Annotated in this window: 14 protein-coding genes and 2 tRNA genes; 13 read left to right on the forward strand and 3 right to left on the reverse strand. The window is 64.0% G+C overall.

Annotated features, from left to right (window positions below; genetic code table 11):
* The first annotated feature begins 61 nt into the window (after window positions 1–61).
* The 6 genes from BVG12_RS29975 (at window position 62) to BVG12_RS30000 (ending at window position 7,369) form a co-directional block, all read left to right on the forward strand.
* Complete coding sequence (locus BVG12_RS29975; protein WP_075795592.1) at window positions 62–997, forward strand: patatin-like phospholipase family protein; 936 nt, start codon at window positions 62–64, stop codon at window positions 995–997.
* Window positions 998–1,048: 51 nt separating this feature from the next.
* Window positions 1,049–1,456 carry a heme-binding protein gene (locus tag BVG12_RS29980; protein ID WP_075795593.1) on the forward strand — a complete coding sequence of 136 codons (408 nt, stop codon included), beginning with the start codon at window positions 1,049–1,051 and terminating at the stop codon, window positions 1,454–1,456.
* 360 nt (window positions 1,457–1,816) lie between these two features.
* On the forward strand, window positions 1,817–2,986 hold the full coding sequence (gene carA / locus BVG12_RS29985) for a glutamine-hydrolyzing carbamoyl-phosphate synthase small subunit (protein WP_075795594.1): 1,170 nt from the start codon (window positions 1,817–1,819) through the stop codon (window positions 2,984–2,986).
* Complete coding sequence (carB, locus tag BVG12_RS29990; protein ID WP_075795595.1) at window positions 2,987–6,217, forward strand: carbamoyl-phosphate synthase large subunit; 3,231 nt, start codon at window positions 2,987–2,989, stop codon at window positions 6,215–6,217. It begins immediately after the preceding gene.
* 217 nt (window positions 6,218–6,434) lie between these two features.
* The gene (gene greA, locus BVG12_RS29995; RefSeq protein WP_075795596.1) at window positions 6,435–6,908 is read left to right on the forward strand and encodes a transcription elongation factor GreA; all 474 of its coding nucleotides are present in this window, start codon (window positions 6,435–6,437) and stop codon (window positions 6,906–6,908) included.
* Window positions 6,909–6,928: 20 nt separating this feature from the next.
* The gene (locus BVG12_RS30000) at window positions 6,929–7,369 is read left to right on the forward strand and encodes a DUF4149 domain-containing protein (protein WP_075795597.1); all 441 of its coding nucleotides are present in this window, start codon (window positions 6,929–6,931) and stop codon (window positions 7,367–7,369) included.
* A 49-nt stretch (window positions 7,370–7,418) separates the two neighbouring features.
* On the opposite strand, the gene yhbY is transcribed toward BVG12_RS30000, so the two are convergent.
* On the reverse strand, window positions 7,419–7,886 hold the full coding sequence (gene yhbY / locus BVG12_RS30005; RefSeq protein ID WP_075795598.1) for a ribosome assembly RNA-binding protein YhbY: 468 nt from the start codon (window positions 7,884–7,886) through the stop codon (window positions 7,419–7,421).
* Window positions 7,887–7,929: 43 nt separating this feature from the next.
* Between yhbY and BVG12_RS30010 the strand changes: the two genes are divergently transcribed.
* The 6 genes from BVG12_RS30010 (at window position 7,930) to BVG12_RS30035 (ending at window position 13,284) form a co-directional block, all read left to right on the forward strand.
* Window positions 7,930–8,577, forward strand: a complete 648-nt coding sequence (locus BVG12_RS30010; protein ID WP_075795599.1) for an RlmE family RNA methyltransferase — start codon at window positions 7,930–7,932, stop codon at window positions 8,575–8,577.
* 242 nt (window positions 8,578–8,819) lie between these two features.
* Window positions 8,820–10,700, forward strand: coding sequence for an ATP-dependent zinc metalloprotease FtsH (ftsH, locus tag BVG12_RS30015; RefSeq protein ID WP_075795600.1), 1,881 nt, complete (start codon window positions 8,820–8,822; stop codon window positions 10,698–10,700).
* An 86-nt stretch (window positions 10,701–10,786) separates the two neighbouring features.
* Window positions 10,787–11,629, forward strand: a complete 843-nt coding sequence (gene folP / locus BVG12_RS30020; protein ID WP_075795601.1) for a dihydropteroate synthase — start codon at window positions 10,787–10,789, stop codon at window positions 11,627–11,629.
* An 18-nt stretch (window positions 11,630–11,647) separates the two neighbouring features.
* Window positions 11,648–12,988, forward strand: a complete 1,341-nt coding sequence (glmM, locus tag BVG12_RS30025) for a phosphoglucosamine mutase (protein ID WP_075795602.1) — start codon at window positions 11,648–11,650, stop codon at window positions 12,986–12,988.
* 63 nt (window positions 12,989–13,051) lie between these two features.
* Window positions 13,052–13,128: transfer RNA gene (locus tag BVG12_RS30030), tRNA-Pro, on the forward strand.
* A 79-nt stretch (window positions 13,129–13,207) separates the two neighbouring features.
* Window positions 13,208–13,284: transfer RNA gene (locus tag BVG12_RS30035), tRNA-Arg, on the forward strand.
* 12 nt (window positions 13,285–13,296) lie between these two features.
* Here BVG12_RS30035 and BVG12_RS30040 read toward each other — a convergent pair.
* Together BVG12_RS30040 and BVG12_RS34340 are read right to left on the reverse strand one after the other, a co-directional pair.
* Entirely contained in the window at window positions 13,297–14,598 is a 1,302-nt protein-coding gene (locus BVG12_RS30040) for a family 1 glycosylhydrolase (RefSeq protein ID WP_156895769.1), read from the reverse strand.
* Window positions 14,599–15,040: 442 nt separating this feature from the next.
* Window positions 15,041–16,045 (reverse strand): hypothetical protein, encoded by a 1,005-nt coding sequence (locus tag BVG12_RS34340; RefSeq protein ID WP_075795603.1) that lies wholly within the window; start codon window positions 16,043–16,045, stop codon window positions 15,041–15,043.
* On the opposite strand from BVG12_RS34340, the gene BVG12_RS34345 reads away from it, so the two are divergent.
* The gene (locus BVG12_RS34345) at window positions 16,046–16,768 is read left to right on the forward strand and encodes a TonB C-terminal domain-containing protein (RefSeq protein WP_075795604.1); all 723 of its coding nucleotides are present in this window, start codon (window positions 16,046–16,048) and stop codon (window positions 16,766–16,768) included.
* Window positions 16,769–16,820 lie beyond the last annotated feature (52 nt).

Consider the following 16,820-nt stretch of genomic DNA (forward strand, 5'->3'; position numbering starts at 1 on the left):
ATCCCACGATGAACGCCAGGATCGGGTTACAATCCCGTCTTTGTCCGTTTCCCGTCCCAGGATGACCCTCTCCAGACGTTCCATTCTTGCCACGCTCGGCGCCGCGGCGGTGCTGGCCGGCTGCGGCTCCGCGCCCACCCAGCCGGCCGCGCCGGTCGCCGCCGCACCCGCGCCCGTCCCGCTGCGTCACGTAAAGATCGCGCTCGCCCTGGGCGGCGGCGCCGCGCGCGGTTTCGCCCACATCGGCGTGATCAAGGCGCTGGAAGCCCAGGGCATCGTGCCCGACATCGTCGTCGGCACGAGCGCCGGCTCCGTCGTCGGCGCGCTGTACGCGTCCGGCTACAACGGCTTCGAACTGCAGAAGATCGCGCTCGACATGGACGAGACGACGATCTCCGACTGGGCCATCCCGTTCTTCAGCAAGGCCCCGGGCGTGCTGAAAGGCGAGGCGCTGCAGGCCTATGTCAACAAGGCCGTGTACAACCGGCCGATCGAAAAACTGAAAATCCCGTTCGGCGCCGTCGCCACGGACCTCAAGACGGGCCAGCCCATCCTGTTCCGCCGCGGGAATACCGGCATGGCCGTGCGCGCGTCGTCGTCCGTGCCCGGCGTGTTCCAGCCGGTCGTGATCGGCGGCCGGAGTTATGTCGACGGCGGCCTCGTCGCGCCGGTGCCCGTGCGCTTCGCGAAGGAGATGGGCGCCGAGTTCATCATCGCCGTCAATATCTCCAGCGCGACGGAAGCGCAGGCCACGGCCAGTTCCGTGGACGTGCTGATGCAGACGTTCACGATCATGGGCCAGCGCCTGAACCAGCTCGAACTCAAAAATGCCGACGTCGTCATCACGCCCGCCCTGGGTGCGATGGGCAGCGCCGACTTTACCGGCCGCAACCTCGCCGTGCTGGCGGGCGAGCAGGCCGCGGCCGGCGTCATGGCCGATCTCAAGGCCAGACTCAAGGCCAAGCAAAGCACGCCCGCCCCGGTGGCGGCGCGCTGAGCAGCAGCACCGCAGTACTTTTCTGTCACGTTTTACGAAAGAAGACCCAAGATGCAAACCAAGCCCGTCCTTACCCTCGAAGACATCAAGAAGATCGCCGCAGGCGCCGAAGCCGAAGCGGTCGCGAACGGCTGGAAAGTCGTCATCGCGATCTGCGACGACGGCGGCCACCCGCTGTGGCTGCAGCGCCTGGACGGCGCCGCGCCGGTGTCGGCCCACATCGCCCCGGAAAAGGCCAAGACGGCCGCGCTGGGCCGCCGCGAGTCGAAGATCTACGAGGACATGATCAACAACGGCCGCGTGTCGTTCGCCCGCGCACCGGAACTGGACGGCATGCTGGAAGGCGGCGTGCCCATCGTCGTGGACGGCCAGGTGGTCGGCGCCGTCGGCGTGTCCGGTGTGAAGTCGGCGGAAGATGCGCAGATCGCCAGGGCCGGCATCGCCGCGCTGGGCCTGTAATTTCGTTTCTGCCGATTTTTGTGGTGTGTAGCGTGGGCGGCATTGCCGCCCACGCGCTCAACCCGCGCTCGATTCGTCGCATGGCCCGCATGCGCTGGCTGGACGCGTGGATGGCCGAGCCGTCCACCCGACCCAGGCTTTTCCCGAGGGTATTTAGACGAAAAGTGGATGCGAGGCGATTGCCGGCCGATATAAATCGCGCTATAATTCAGAGGTTTAGCCATCACTTATCTGCCGTAGCGACTACCCCACCCATACCTCTATCTGGCGACCTGTAACACTGGGCGAAATGCATGCCCACACCCTGTTCAGGCCGGTCTGACGTGGCGCAGCCTACGGCGACTTTATCGGGAGTTGCCCTTGCCGCCATTTTTTTCTGGCCCAGCCGTTCCAGCCATCCTAGCCCTGGCAGACGGAACCATTTTCAAAGGATATTCGATCGGCGCCGCCGGTCACACGACGGGTGAGGTGGTGTTCAATACCGCCATCACCGGTTATCAGGAAATCCTGACCGACCCCAGCTACTCGCGTCAGATCGTGACGCTGACCTACCCGCATATCGGCAACTACGGCATCAATCCGGAAGACGTCGAGGCGACCAAGGTGCATGCCGCCGGCCTGATCATCCGTGATCTGCCGCTGCTCGCATCGAACTTCCGTTCCACCCAGTCGCTGGCCGACTACCTGAAGGCCGAGAACGTCGTGGCCATCGCCGGCATCGACACCCGCAAGCTGACCCGCATCCTGCGCGAAAAAGGCGCCCAGAACGGTGCCATCCTCACCGGCACGCAAGGTAACGAACCGTCGGAAGCGCAGGCGCTCGAACTGGCACGCTCGTTCCCGGGTCTGAACGGCATGGACCTGGCGAAGGTCGTGTCCGTCAAGGAGCCATATACCTTCGACCAGACCGAATGGAAGCTGGGCCAAGGCTACGGCAAGCAGGAGAACCCGCAGTTCCACGTCGTCGCCTTCGACTACGGCGTCAAGCGCAACATCCTGCGCATGCTGGCCGAGCGCGGCTGCAAGATCACCGTGCTGCCGGCGCAAGCCACCGCCGAAGAGGCCCTCGCGCTGAACCCGGACGGCATCTTCCTGGCCAACGGCCCGGGCGACCCGGCCGCGTGCGATTACGCGATCGCCGCGACGAAGAAAGTGATCGAGTCGGGTGTGCCGACGTTCGGTATCTGTCTCGGCCACCAGATCATGGCGCTGGCGTCGGGCGCGAAGACCGTCAAGATGAAGTTCGGCCACCACGGCGCCAACCACCCCGTGCAGGACCTGGATTCGAAACAGGTCCTGATCACGTCGCAGAACCACGGCTTCGCAGTCGATGCGGCCACGTTGCCGGCCAACTGCCGCGTGACCCACGTGTCGTTGTTTGACGGCTCCTTGCAGGGTTTCGAGCGCACCGACAAGCCGGCGTTCTGCTTCCAGGGCCACCCGGAAGCGTCGCCCGGCCCGACCGACGTCGCCTACCTGTTCGACCGTTTCATCAGCAAGATGCAAGCCCACGCAAGCGAGAAGAAATAAATGCCAAAACGTACTGATATTAAAAGCATCCTGATCATCGGCGCGGGCCCGATCGTCATCGGCCAGGCGGTCGAATTCGACTACTCCGGCGCGCAGGCCTGCAAGGCCCTGCGCGAAGAAGGCTACAAGGTCATCCTGGTCAACTCGAACCCGGCCACGATCATGACGGACCCGGAAACGGCCGATGTCACGTACATCGAGCCGATCACGTGGAAGGCCGTCGAGCGCATCATCGACAAGGAGCGTCCCGACGCGATCCTGCCGACGATGGGCGGCCAGACGGCGCTGAACTGCGCGCTGGACCTGCACCGCCACGGCGTGCTGGACAAGTACAAGGTCGAACTGATCGGCGCGACGCCGGAAGCCATCGACAAGGCCGAGGACCGCTTCAAGTTCAAGGAAGCGATGACCAAGATCGGCCTGGGTTCGGCACGTTCGGGCATCGCCCACTCGATGGACGAAGCGCGCGCCGTGCAGCGCGAACTGGGCTTCCCGACCATCATCCGTCCGTCGTTCACGATGGGCGGTTCGGGCGGCGGCATCGCGTACAACGAAGAAGAATTCGAAGCGATCTGCAAGCGCGGCCTGGAAGCGTCGCCGACGTCGGAACTGCTGATCGAAGAATCGCTGCTCGGCTGGAAAGAGTACGAGATGGAAGTCGTCCGCGATAAAAAGGACAACTGCATCATCGTCTGCTCGATCGAGAACCTGGATCCGATGGGCGTGCACACGGGCGACTCGATCACCGTCGCGCCGGCGCAGACGCTGACGGACAAGGAATACCAGATCATGCGCAACGCGTCGATCAACGTGCTGCGCGAGATCGGCGTCGACACGGGCGGCTCGAACGTGCAGTTCTCGATCAACCCGAAGGACGGCCGCATGATCGTCATCGAGATGAATCCGCGCGTGTCGCGTTCGTCCGCGCTGGCTTCCAAAGCGACCGGCTTCCCGATCGCGAAAGTCGCGGCGAAACTGGCCGTCGGCTTCACGCTGGACGAATTGCGCAACGAGATCACCGGCGGCGCGACCCCGGCCTCGTTCGAGCCGTCGATCGACTACGTCGTCACCAAGATCCCGCGCTTCACGTTCGAGAAATTCCCGACCGCCGACAAGCACCTGACGACGCAGATGAAATCCGTCGGCGAAGTGATGGCGATGGGCCGCACGTTCCAGGAATCGTTCCAGAAAGCGCTGCGCGGCCTGGAAGTCGGCGTCGACGGCCTGAACGAAAAGACCCGCGACCGCGAAAAGATCGAGGAAGAACTGGGCGAGCCGGGTCCGGAGCGCATCTGGTACGTGGGCGACGCGTTCGCGCAAGGCTTCACGCTGGAAGAGGTGCACAACCTCACCAAGATCGATCCGTGGTTCCTCATCCAGATCAAGGAAATCGTCGACATCGAGCTGTGGCTGGATCACCAGAAACTGGACAGCATCGACAAGCCGACGCTGTATAAGCTGAAGCAGAAGGGCTTCTCGGACCGCCGCCTCGCGTTCCTGATGCAGACGACGCCGGAGGCCGTGCGCGCCAAGCGCCACGAGTTCGGCATCCGTCCGGTCTACAAGCGCGTCGACACCTGCGCCGCCGAATTCGCGACCAACACCGCGTACATGTACTCGACGTACGACGAAGAGTGCGAATCGAACCCGACCGACAAGAAGAAGATCATGGTGCTGGGCGGTGGCCCGAACCGCATCGGCCAGGGCATCGAGTTCGACTACTGCTGCGTGCACGCGGCCCTCGCGATGCGCGAAGACGGCTACGAGACCATCATGGTCAACTGCAATCCGGAGACCGTGTCGACCGACTACGACACGTCCGACCGCCTGTACTTCGAATCGCTGACGCTGGAAGACGTGCTCGAAATCGTCGACCTGGAAAAGCCGGAAGGTGTGATCGTCCAGTACGGCGGCCAAACCCCGCTGAAGCTGGCGCTGGACTTGGAAAAGAACGGCGTCCCGATCATCGGCACGTCGCCGGACATGATCGACGCGGCCGAAGACCGCGAGCGCTTCCAGAAGCTGCTGCAAGACCTGGGACTGCGCCAGCCGCCGAATCGTACGGCTCGTACGGAAGCCGAAGCGCTGGCGCTCGCGTCCGAGATCGGCTACCCGCTCGTCGTGCGCCCGTCGTACGTGCTGGGCGGCCGCGCGATGGAGATCGTCCACGAGCAGCGCGACCTCGAACGCTATATGCGCGAGGCCGTCAAAGTGTCGAACGATTCGCCGGTGCTGCTGGACCGCTTCCTGAACGACGCGATCGAAGTCGACGTCGACTGCATCTCGGACGGCGAGACGACGTTCATCGGCGGCGTGATGGAGCACATCGAGCAGGCAGGCGTGCATTCGGGCGACTCCGCGTGCTCGCTGCCGCCGTACTCGCTGGCGCAAGGCACCATCGATGAGCTGAAGCGCCAGACCTCGCTGATGGCGAAGGCGCTGAACGTCGTCGGCCTGATGAACGTGCAGTTCGCGATCCAGCAGACGGAAGTCGAGGGCAAGACGGTCGATACCGTGTACGTGCTGGAAGTGAATCCGCGCGCCTCGCGCACGGTGCCGTTCGTGTCGAAGGCGACGGGCCTGCAGCTGGCGAAGATCGCCGCGCGCTGCATGGTCGGCCAGACGCTGGCGCAGCAGGGCATCACGAAAGAGATCGTCCCGCCGTTCTACAGCGTGAAGGAAGCCGTGTTCCCGTTCGTGAAGTTCCCGGGCGTCGACACGATCCTCGGTCCCGAGATGAAATCGACGGGCGAGGTGATGGGCGTAGGCATGACGTTCGGCGAAGCCTTCGTCAAGTCGCAGCTCGCGGCCGGCATCATTCTGCCGACGTCGGGCCGCGTGTTCCTGTCCGTGAAGGGTTCGGACAAGCCGCGCACGGTGAAAGTGGCGCGCGACCTCGTCGACCTGGGCTTCTCGCTCGTCGCGACGAAGGGCACCGCGGCCGTGATCGCCGCGGCCGGCATCCCGGTCACCCCGGTCAACAAGGTGATCGAGGGCCGTCCGCACATCGTCGACATGATCAAGAACCACGAGATCGCGATGGTCGTGAACACGGTGGAAGAGAAGCGCAGCGCCATCGCCGATTCGCGTACGATCCGTACGTCGGCACTGCAGTCGCGCGTGGTCACCTATACGACCATCGCCGGCGCCGAGGCGGCCGTGCAGGGCATGCGTCACCTGGACGAGTTGCGGGTGTACGATTTACAAGGCCTGCATAAAACCTTAAACTAAGAGCAGGAGCAGTACCGATAACCACAGAGTTCGCGCGGCAAGCGCTGTGCGACTCTGTGGTTTTCACTTTTTTTTCGTACGCCAAAGGCCTCGTGCAACCGTAGCGAGCGGCAGCAGGGGTGGTCGAGAAGCGCAGCCGTACCGGCGTACGGCGCGCATCCAGGCCGCCCCTGCAACGCGCAACAGGTTGCGCGAGGCCTCACCACTACAGATAACCATGAACACTCCATTGACCAAATTCGGCGCCGAGAAGTTGAAGGAAGAGCTGCACCAGCTCAAGACCAAGGAGCGCCGCAACGTGATCGATGCGATCGCCGAGGCGCGTTCGCATGGTGACCTGTCCGAAAACGCCGAATACGACGCCGCCAAGGAACGCCAGGCCTTCGTCGAAGGCCGCATCGCCGAGCTGGAACAGAAGCTGTCGACCGCGCAGATCATCGACCCGTCCACGCTGGATGCCGAGGGCCGCGTCGTGTTCGCGTCCACCGTCGACCTGGAAGATCTCGAGAACGGCCAGAAAGTCACTTACCAGATCGTCGGCATCGATGAAGCCGATCTCAAGGAGAACAAGGTCTCCGTCACCTCGCCGATCGCGCGCGCGCTGATCGGCAAATATGCGGGCGACGTGGTCGAAGTGCAGGCCCCGTCCGGTCCGCGCGAATACGAAATCCTGGAAGTCCGTTACGTTTGAGTCCGCGCTTCACGAGTTCAATGCTCGCCAACGCGCGCCTGCTGCTGGCCGCCCTGTGGGCCGGCAGCGTGTGGGCCGTCAGCTATCTGGCGGCGCCGAGCGCGTTTGCCGTCCTCGACAGCACGCAGGCCGGCAACGTCGTCGGCATCATGCTGACGCGCTCGGCCTGGCTCGCGATCGTGCTGGCCGTGCTGCTGGCGCCGCTGATCGCACGCTCGACCGACCTGGATGCACGGCGCCGGCGCTGGTTGTATGGCCTCGTGGCCGGGATGCTGGCGTGCAGCCTGATCGTCTACCTGGGCCTGCAGCCGATGATGGCGGCGATCCGCGAAGCGGCCGGGCCGGCGGGTGTGCGGGCCTCGAAGCAGTGGGGGACATTCGCCGCGCTGCATGGGGTGTCGCAGGTGTTGTACCTGGCCGAGAGCATCCTGGGCGCCGTATTGGTCGTGAAGGCGCGGTAAGCATAAAAAAACCGGGCAGCGGCCCCGGTTAATTTTTTTAGAACACGGCTTATTTCAAGGCCGTCTTCTTGGTGCTGGCCTGGCGCGGCTTGACCCGCTTGATGTTGCCGCCTTGCGTGACGCGCTCATTCCCTTTCAGCAAGACCTTGGTCACGGTCGGCTTCTTGGTGCCGCTCGGGCTCGGCTTGACGATGGTGACTTCGCGCAGGCCCTTGCCCGTCTTCGTCGAACGTTCCTTGACGGCGTCCTTCTTCGGACGGTACAGGACGAGCAGCTTGCCGATGTGCTGGACCGGGGCGGCGTCGAGTTCTTCGCAGATCCGTTCGTAGATCGCGACGCGCTCTTCGCGGTCGTCGCCGAAGACGCGCACCTTGATCAGGCCGTGCGCATCCAGGCTGGACGAGATTTCCTTCAGGACGGCCTCGGTCAGACCGGCTTCGCCGATCATGACGACGGGATTGAGTCCGTGGGCTTCCGCACGCAGCGCCGCACGCTCGACCGGTGTAAGTTTGATCATGATGTTATTTTGAGATACCTATTAAAAGCAGTATTTTACGCGAATGGCCAAGAACAAATTCAATAAAAACTGGATCCACGATCACATCAACGATCCTTATGTCAAATTGGCACAGAAAGAGGGCTACCGGGCCCGTGCGGCCTACAAGCTGAAAGAAATCGACGAAAGCGAAAAGCTCATCAAGCCGGGCCAGGTGATCGTCGACCTCGGCTGCACCCCCGGCAGCTGGGGCCAATACACGCGGCGCAAGCTCGCCGGCGGCGAGGAGGGCGGCATCAAGGGCACGATGATCGGCCTCGATATCCTGCCGATGGAGCCGATTGCCGATATGCACTTTATCCAGGGCGATTTCCGCGAGCAGGAGGTGCTCGACGAGCTGGCTGGCGTCCTCGAGGGCCGGATGGCCGACCTCGTGCTGTCCGATATGGCGCCGAATCTGTCCGGTATTCCGTCTGCGGATGCGGCGCGCATGGAGGATTTGATCGATCTCGCTATTGAGTTCTCTCAAATGCACCTCAAACCATCCGGCGCATTGTTAGTGAAATGCTTCAAGGACATGGGTTTTACCCAGGTCTTGGAGAAGTTCCGTACCGAATTCAAGGTCGTCAAGCAGATCAAACCCAAGGCCAGCCGCGACAAATCTTCGGAAATCTTCCTGCTCGGACGCGGTCTCAAGAATCCGGCGGGCTGAAACTGCGAAAATCGACGGGACCGCCCTTGATTTTCAAGAGCGCAACCGCACATCATCACAGGACAGGCATATCCGCGTCCAGCGTGCATGGAATGTTCGTGATGCCTGCGCAACGGAAATAAAAACCGTTTATAGTGGTGTCCAGGCACCTTGGGCGGGCGTGCGTGGCACCGTCTGCTTAATGCGGTAAAATCTGCCTTTGAAAAAATGGGAAAAGATGCGTTCGCATCAGAGGAGTCTTCGTGAATAATATGTTTTCCAAATCCGCCATCTGGGTGGTGGTCGCGCTGCTGTTGTTCATGCTGTTCAAGCAGTTCGACAACCACAGCGTCGCGGGCGGCAGCAAGACCATTGCTTATTCCGAGCTGCTCGATGACGTCAAGGCGAAACGCATCAAGGACGTCGTGATCGAAGGGTCGAGCATCACCGCGACCCGCAACGACGACACCAAGGTCCGCACCACCGCGACCATGCTCGACCGCGGCCTGATCGGCGACCTGCGCGACAACAACGTGCGCTTCGACGTCAAGCCGCCCGAGGAACCGTCGTTCCTGCAACAAGTCTTCATTTCCTGGTTCCCGATGCTGCTCCTGATCGGCGTCTGGGTCTTCTTCATGCGCCAGATGCAAGGCGGCGGCAAGGGCGGGGCGTTCTCGTTCGGCAAGTCGAAGGCGCGCATGATGGATGAAACGAACAACACCGTCACGTTCGCCGACGTCGCCGGCTGCGACGAAGCGAAGGAAGAAGTGGGCGAGATCGTCGACTTCCTCAAGGACCCGACCAAGTTCCAGAAACTGGGCGGCCGCATCCCGCGCGGCGTGCTGATGGTCGGCCCCCCGGGCACCGGTAAGACGCTGCTGGCACGCGCCATCGCCGGCGAAGCCAAGGTCCCGTTCTTCTCGATCTCCGGTTCCGACTTCGTCGAGATGTTCGTCGGCGTGGGCGCGTCCCGCGTGCGCGACATGTTCGAGAACGCGAAAAAGCATTCGCCCTGCATCATCTTCATCGACGAGATCGACGCCGTCGGCCGCCACCGCGGCGCCGGCATGGGCGGCGGCAACGACGAGCGCGAACAGACGCTGAATCAGCTGCTGGTCGAGATGGACGGCTTCGAAGCGTCGTCGGGCGTGATCGTGATCGCCGCGACCAACCGCGCCGACGTGCTGGACAAGGCGCTGCTGCGTCCGGGCCGTTTCGACCGCCAGGTGATGGTGGGCCTGCCGGATATCCGCGGCCGCGAGCAGATCCTGAACGTGCACATGCGTAAAGTGCCGATCGGCACCGACGTGAAGGCCGACATCCTGGCCCGCGGCACCCCGGGCTTCTCCGGCGCCGACCTGGCCAACCTCGTCAACGAAGCCGCACTGTTCGCCGCGCGCCGCAGCAAGCGCCTCGTCGAAATGAGCGATTTCGAAGATGCGAAGGACAAGATCTTCATGGGGCCGGAGCGCAAGTCCATGGTCATGCGCGAGGAAGAACGCCGCAACACCGCGTACCACGAATCGGGCCACGCCGTGATCGCCAAGCTGCTGCCGAAGGCGGATCCCGTGCACAAGGTCACGATCATGCCGCGCGGCTATGCGTTGGGTCTGACCTGGCAGTTGCCGGAACACGACAGTCTGTCCGGCTACAAGGACAAGATGCTGGAAGAAATTTCGATCTTGTTCGGCGGCCGCATCGCCGAGGAAATCTTCGTCGGCCAGATGTCGACCGGCGCCTCGAACGACTTCGCCCGCGCGACCAAGCTGGCCCGCTCGATGGTGACGCGCTTCGGCATGTCGGAAAGCATGGGTGTGATGGTTTACGAGGACGATCCGAACGAAGGCTTCTTCGGCGGTTCCGTGAAGACCATTTCCGAAGCGACGCAGCAGAAGGTCGATGCCGAAATCCGCAACATCCTCGACACGCAGTACACCCTGGCGCGCCGCCTGCTGGAAGAAAACCGCGACAAGGTCGAAGTGATGACCAAGGCACTGCTCGAGTGGGAAACCATCGATGCCGACCAGATCAACGACATCATGGCCGGCCGCGAGCCGCGTCAGCCGAAGTCGGTGGTCCTGACCAAGCGCACGCCTCCGAGCGACAACGGCGGCGTCGCACCGAACGCGACCGCACCGGCTTGATCGCCGTTCTGCCGTAGCCCAGTCACTCCACGAAAAGGCACCCCGAGCGGGTGCCTTTTTATTGTTTAATCCGTTGGTATTTCGTCATGCGTCAATATCTGCAGTGCGGCCGTTTCGGCTATAACCTCGCCCAGCGTCCTCTGGTTATGGGCATCCTCAACGTCACCCCCGATTCCTTTTCCGACGGCGGCCGCTTCCAGGCCCTGGAATTCGCCGTGGAGCGGGCCGAACAGATGATCAAGGACGGCGTCGACATCATCGACATCGGCGGCGAATCCACGCGGCCCGGCTCGCCCAGCGTGCCCGCCGACGAAGAGCTGCGCCGGGTCATGCCGGCGATTTATGCGCTGCGCGAACTGGGTTATCCGCTGTCGATCGACACGTGCAAGACCGAGGTCATGCGCGAGGCGATCATCGCGGGCGCCGACATGATCAACGATATCAACGGCTTTCGCGCGCCGGGCGCCATCGACGCCGTGAAGGACAGCGACTGCGGCCTGTGCGTGATGCACATGCAGGGCACGCCCCAGGACATGCAGGCGCTGCCGGCCTACGAGGACGTGGTGGCCGACGTGATCGCCTTCCTGCGCGAGCGCGTCGATGCGCTGCTGGCGGCCGGCGTGGCGCGCGAGCGCATCACGATCGATCCCGGATTTGGTTTTGGGAAGAGTGTCGAGCATAATTATGCTTTACTCCGGAGCATAAGCCGCATGGAAAGCGAATTGGGCCTGCCCGTATTGGCGGGGCTGTCGCGCAAATCGATGATCGGCGCCGTGACGGGGCGCAGCGTGGAACAGCGCCTGGCCGGAAGCCTGGGTGGCGCGCTCGCTGCGGTAGCGCAGGGCGCCCGGATCGTACGGGTCCATGATGTGGCAGAGACGGTGGATGCGCTGAAGGTCTGGCAAGCGGCCACTACGAATAATCAATAGATGAAGAGAATTTAATTAATGGCACGCAAATATTTCGGTACCGATGGCGTACGCGGCCTGGTGGGCAAGTCGCCCATCACCCCTGACTTCGTGATGCGGCTGGGCTATGCGGCAGGCAAGGTGCTGGCCAAGGACAAAGCCGGCACGAGCGAGCGCCCCACGGTCCTGATCGGCAAGGACACGCGCATTTCCGGCTACATGCTGGAAGCGGCGCTGGAAGCCGGTTTCTCGGCGGCAGGCGTCGACGTGATGCTGGCCGGCCCGATGCCGACGCCGGCCATCGCCTACCTGACCCGCGCACTGCGCCTGCAGGCCGGCGTCGTGATTTCGGCTTCGCACAATCCGTTCCAGGACAACGGCATCAAGTTCTTTTCCGGCCACGGCACCAAGCTGCCGGACGCCGTCGAGCTCGAAATCGAGGACATGATCGACCAGCCGATGGGCTGCGTGTCGTCGGAAAAACTGGGCCGTGCCACGCGCCTGCGCGATGCGCAAGGCCGTTACATCGAATTTTGCAAAAGCACGTTCCCGAACGAACTCGACCTGCGCGGCCTGAAAATCGTCGTGGACTGCGCCCACGGCGCCGCCTACAACATCGCCCCGCACGTGTTCCATGAACTGGGCGCGGAAGTCGTCGAACTGGGCACCAAGCCGGACGGCTTCAACATCAACGACGGCGTCGGCGCCACGGCACCGAAGGCGATGGCCGCCGCTGTCGTCGAGCACAAGGCCGACCTCGGCATCGCGCTGGACGGCGACGCCGACCGCCTGATCATGTGCGACGCCAAAGGCCGCCTGTACAACGGCGACGAGCTGCTGTACGTGATGGTGCGGGCCCGCATGGCGGCCGGGCCCGTGGCCGGCGCCGTGGGCACCCTGATGACCAATATGGCGCTCGAAGTCGCGTTCAAGGACATGGGCATCGGCTTCGCGCGCGCGAAAGTCGGCGACCGCTACGTCCTGGAAATGATGCAGGAGCGCGGCTGGCTGCTGGGCGGCGAGGGCTCCGGTCACCTGCTGGCGCTGGACAAGCACACGACCGGCGACGGCATCGTCTCGGCCCTGCAGGTCTTGACTGCGCTCAAGCGTTCCGGCAAGGGCCTGGCCGACTGCTGCAGCGACCTGACACTGTATCCTCAGACCTTGATCAATGTCCGCGTGCAGCCGGGCACGGACTGGACGAAGAATGCCGCCGTCGTGGCCGAGAAGGACCACGTCGAACGCGAGCTGGGCGACAACGGCCGCGTGCTGATCCGCCCGTCCGGAACGGAGCCGCTCGTGCGCGTCATGGTCGAAGCGAAGAGCGCGGAACTGGCCGAAACGATGGCCAAGCGCATTGCCGCGCGCTTCGAAGTCTGACCGTCCGCCGGCGCGGGAGGCTTCATTGACGCTTCCCGCCCGGCGGGGTATGATCGTCTCAATCGGAGTGTAGCGCAGCCCGGTAGCGCACCTGCTTTGGGAGCAGGGGGTCCAAGGTTCGAATCCTTGTACTCCGACCACCGTTTGATAAACGGGCTGTCGCCGACGGCCCGTTTTCATTTGTGAAGACCTATCCCTGCCGTACGGTCCTTTCTTGCACTGCCCATAGCTCAGTTGGATAGAGCAGCAGCCTTCTAAGCTGCGGGTCACAGGTTCGATTCCTGTTGGGCAGGCCATTCCATCCGGCGTCATTCGCGCTCCTCGGTGCGGGGTGCCATCGTGGCGTCCTCGTCGAACGGCCAGCCGCTGGGCGGCGGCACATGGCGCTGGAATTCATGCGGCATCACGATCGGCACCTGCAGGCAGACGCTCTGCGTCGGCAGCACTTCCATCCAGGCCCGGACGAGCTCCTTGTACGCGATGCCGACGGGCCGGATCTTGCGGTCGAGGTCGAACAAACCCAATGCGTTGACGTTGCCGTTGTTCTCGCGCAGGGCCGTGTCCCAGTCGACCTGGTCCGTCAGCGAATACCACGTGAAGCCGACGAGCGGCACGCCATTGTTGCGCACGCGCAGGACATTGGCCCATTCCTTGCGCAGCCAGTTCACGGCTTCGTCGCCCCGCGGTCCCTCGGACAGATTCGTTTCCGTGTGCATCACGGGCAGCCGGTAACGGTTGTAATACTGGTGCGTGATGACGGCATAGCCGAAGATTTCGCCCGCCGCGCGTGTGAGTCCGTCCGCGGACACGTAATGCTCGTTGGTCTGGTAATAATCGTTGCCCATGATGCAGTGGTGCTTCAGATTATTATTCAGGAAGAAGTGGTACTCCTCGCGCGTCATCCCATTGTCCATCAGGTATTCGTACATTTCCGAATCCACGCGGCGGCCGTAATTCAAATCGAGCGAGAGGAAGCGCCGTGAGTTGTACAACTCGGCGGGGCCGATGGCGGACGGACTTTCGGCGTGGAAGTATTCCGTCGATTCGCTCTGGATGAATAACGCGTCCGGGCGGACTTGCAGGATGGCGCGCATGGCGAGGATGTTCGCCTTGACGAGATTTTTCGTCGCGGTGACGAAGCCGCGATCGGTCGTCATCTGCTCGTTCCACCAGCCGTACAGGGCGGAAAAGAGGGCGCAGATCGACATCTCGTTGATCGGCGTATACAACTGCAGCCACGGATAGCGGCGCGCGAACGTGCCGGCATAGTCGGCGAACAACTCGGGGAAATCAGGGTTCTGGAAATTGCCGATCCAGTCGGGCACGCCGAAGTGGCACAGGTCGATGATGGATGCGATGTTGCGCTGGCGCAGATCGTTGAGCGTCAGATCCGCGAATTCCCAGTCGTAGCGCTTGGGACCAAGCCAGGTCTTGTGCAGCGGCGGTCCGTAGCGCAGGACCTTCAGGCCGAGTTCCTGCACTAGATCGAAGTCCGTGCGCCAATGCGTGTAATGGCCGCACTTCTCCATCTCGTCCATCCGCACCCGACCGTTCTCGATCGTCGGAATGCTGTTTTCGATACCCGTAGCGAAAATAAATCCTGGCGACATGCGAACCTCTGGTTGCTGATCGGTCCAATTTATTGTAGCCGGGATTGCAAATAGCGTTCCGAACCGTGCGCGCCCCCTTTACTGTCGCGTGTAAGCTGTGCTATCAATCAGGCAACATTTCAGATTTTTATCCCTGATGGTCACGACCAGCATGCCCAACCCCGCCGCGGCACGACCCGCCTCGTCCCTGGACACATCCGAGCGCCGGCTGGCAACGGGCGTGCTCGTGTCCTTGCTGCTGCACGGCCTCGTGCTGTCCTTGCAGTTCGGCATCCCAGGTTTGCGTCCCGGGCCAGGCGGGCCCATCGCGGTTCGGCTGACGCCCGCGCCTGCCGCCGTTCCGGTGCCTCCGCCGTCGCCGCTTCCGCAGGTACCTGTGCCTGTACCGGCGCCGCCACTGGTCGCGGCCGTGCCGGCACCTCAGGTGGCGCCGCCGTTGCCATTACCGGAAGCGCCGCGCCAAGGCTTCAAACTCGTCGATCCTGTCGCGCCTGCGCCACCGCCAGCGGCACCGGCGCCCACGTCCGCGCCCCCGCCGCGGCGGGTTGCCAAACGCCGCCGCAAAACACCGGCGACGCGCCTGGCGGATGGCCTGCACACGCGTGTGATCGCACAGGAAACGCACCGGGACAACACGTTCGATGTGCCGCTGCCGGCGCTGGAGCCCGATCCCGCGCCCGACCCGCTGGCCCGTACGGAGCCGCCGGCCGAGGCCGACAACAAACCTGTCGAGGACGCCGCCGCGGCCGAGGCTGAGGCAAGGGCCGAGCGCACCCGCCTGGCCGATGAACGCGAGCGCGAACGGGAGCGGAGGCGGGAGGCGGACGAGGCCCGTCTGCGGCTCGACGCCGAGGACAAGCTGCGCGCCGAGGTCGCGCGGCAGCGCCAGCGGCTTGCCGATCAGTCCGCCCAATACGAGGCGGCACTGGCTGACGAGGCGCAGGCGCGCGCACGGCAGGAAGAGGCACAGCGACTGGCGGAACGGCAACGTGCGGCGCAATTGGCCGAACAGCGGCGTAGCGAGGAGGCCGAGCGGGAACGCGTGCAGCAGCTGGCCGAGCAGCGACGTGTTCGGCAGGTCGAACAGGAACGTGCGCAGCAGCTGGCGGAACAGGAGCGCATCCGGCAGGCCGAACAGGAGCGTGCGCAGCAGCTGGCCGAGCAGCGACATGCTCGGCAGTCCGAACAGGAACGTGCGCAACAACTGGCGGAACAGGAGCGCATTCAGCTGGTCGAGCAGGAGCGCGCGCAGCAACTGGCGGACCAGCGACGTGTTCGGCAGGCCGAACAGGAACGTGCGCAACAGCTGGCGGAACAGCAGCGCATTCAGCTGGCCGAGCAGGAACGCGCGCAGCAACTGGCCGAGCAGCAGCGCCTCCGGCAGGAACAGGAACGTGCGCAGCAGCTGGCCGAGCAGCGCCGCGCGGAAGAGGCCGTCCGCCAGCAATTGGCGGAACAGGAGCGTGCCCGCCAGCTGACGGACGAACGGCTGCGTCAGGAGCGCGCTCAGCAGGTCGAACAGGCGGCACGCCGGCAGGCCGAGGAGAGCGCCCGGCTCGCGCAGGAGCAGGCGCGCCGCGAACGGGAGCGGGCGGGTGCCGGCGGCCCGGCCGCGACGCCGGCGCCGGGCCCGGTGCGCGCAAGCGCGGACGGCGGCGCCGGCGACGGCGCGGGGCGGGGCAACGGTACGCTGCCGCGCGGCGCGCTGGGCAGCGATCTGGCCTCGCGGGCGCGCGAGATGATGCGCGGCATCGACATCCTGAAACCCGTGCCGCAGGCCGTGCGTCCGGCCGAGGACGCCGCACGCGCGTTGCGGCGCGCGCTCGCGGAGGCTGCGCGCCACGACATTCCGCTGCGCATGTACATCGACAGCGTGCGCCAGAAGATCGAGCGCAACGCGGTCCTGAGCGACGCCCAGCTGTCGGCCGACGTGGTCCGCACCGATCCCATCGTCAGCGTGGCGATCCGCAGCGACGGCAGCGTCGACGACGTGGTGATCCTGCGCTCCAGCGGTCGCGCGGACATCGACGAATTCGTGCGCCGCATCGTGCGCTTGAACGCGCGCTACTCGGCGTTTCCGCCGAACGTCGCCGCGAATTACGACGTGATCGAATTGCGGCGCGTGTGGCGCTTCGCCGGCGCCCTGCGGCTCTTGGAAGAGATGCGCTGACGACCATCCGCGCGCCCGGATGACCTATGCCTGGCACTTGACGTGCGCCAAA

This window comes from Massilia putida, from assembly GCF_001941825.1.
Taxonomy (GTDB): Bacteria; Pseudomonadota; Gammaproteobacteria; order Burkholderiales; family Burkholderiaceae_D; genus Telluria; species Telluria putida.

Excerpts from the sequence above, each read along its gene's own strand:
- BVG12_RS29975 (WP_075795592.1), top strand. The coding sequence starts at position 62 with ATGACCCTCTCCAGACGTTCCATTCTTGCCACGCTCGGCGCCGCGGCG.
- BVG12_RS29980 (WP_075795593.1), top strand. The coding sequence starts at position 1,049 with ATGCAAACCAAGCCCGTCCTTACCCTCGAAGACATCAAGAAGATCGCC.
- carB (WP_075795595.1), top strand. The coding sequence starts at position 2,987 with ATGCCAAAACGTACTGATATTAAAAGCATCCTGATCATCGGCGCGGGC.
- greA (WP_075795596.1), top strand. The coding sequence starts at position 6,435 with ATGAACACTCCATTGACCAAATTCGGCGCCGAGAAGTTGAAGGAAGAG.
- BVG12_RS30000 (WP_075795597.1), top strand. The coding sequence starts at position 6,929 with ATGCTCGCCAACGCGCGCCTGCTGCTGGCCGCCCTGTGGGCCGGCAGC.
- yhbY (WP_075795598.1), bottom strand. The coding sequence starts at position 7,886 with ATGATCAAACTTACACCGGTCGAGCGTGCGGCGCTGCGTGCGGAAGCC.
- BVG12_RS30010 (WP_075795599.1), top strand. The coding sequence starts at position 7,930 with ATGGCCAAGAACAAATTCAATAAAAACTGGATCCACGATCACATCAAC.
- folP (WP_075795601.1), top strand. The coding sequence starts at position 10,787 with ATGCGTCAATATCTGCAGTGCGGCCGTTTCGGCTATAACCTCGCCCAG.
- glmM (WP_075795602.1), top strand. The coding sequence starts at position 11,648 with ATGGCACGCAAATATTTCGGTACCGATGGCGTACGCGGCCTGGTGGGC.
- BVG12_RS30040 (WP_156895769.1), bottom strand. The coding sequence starts at position 14,598 with ATGTCGCCAGGATTTATTTTCGCTACGGGTATCGAAAACAGCATTCCG.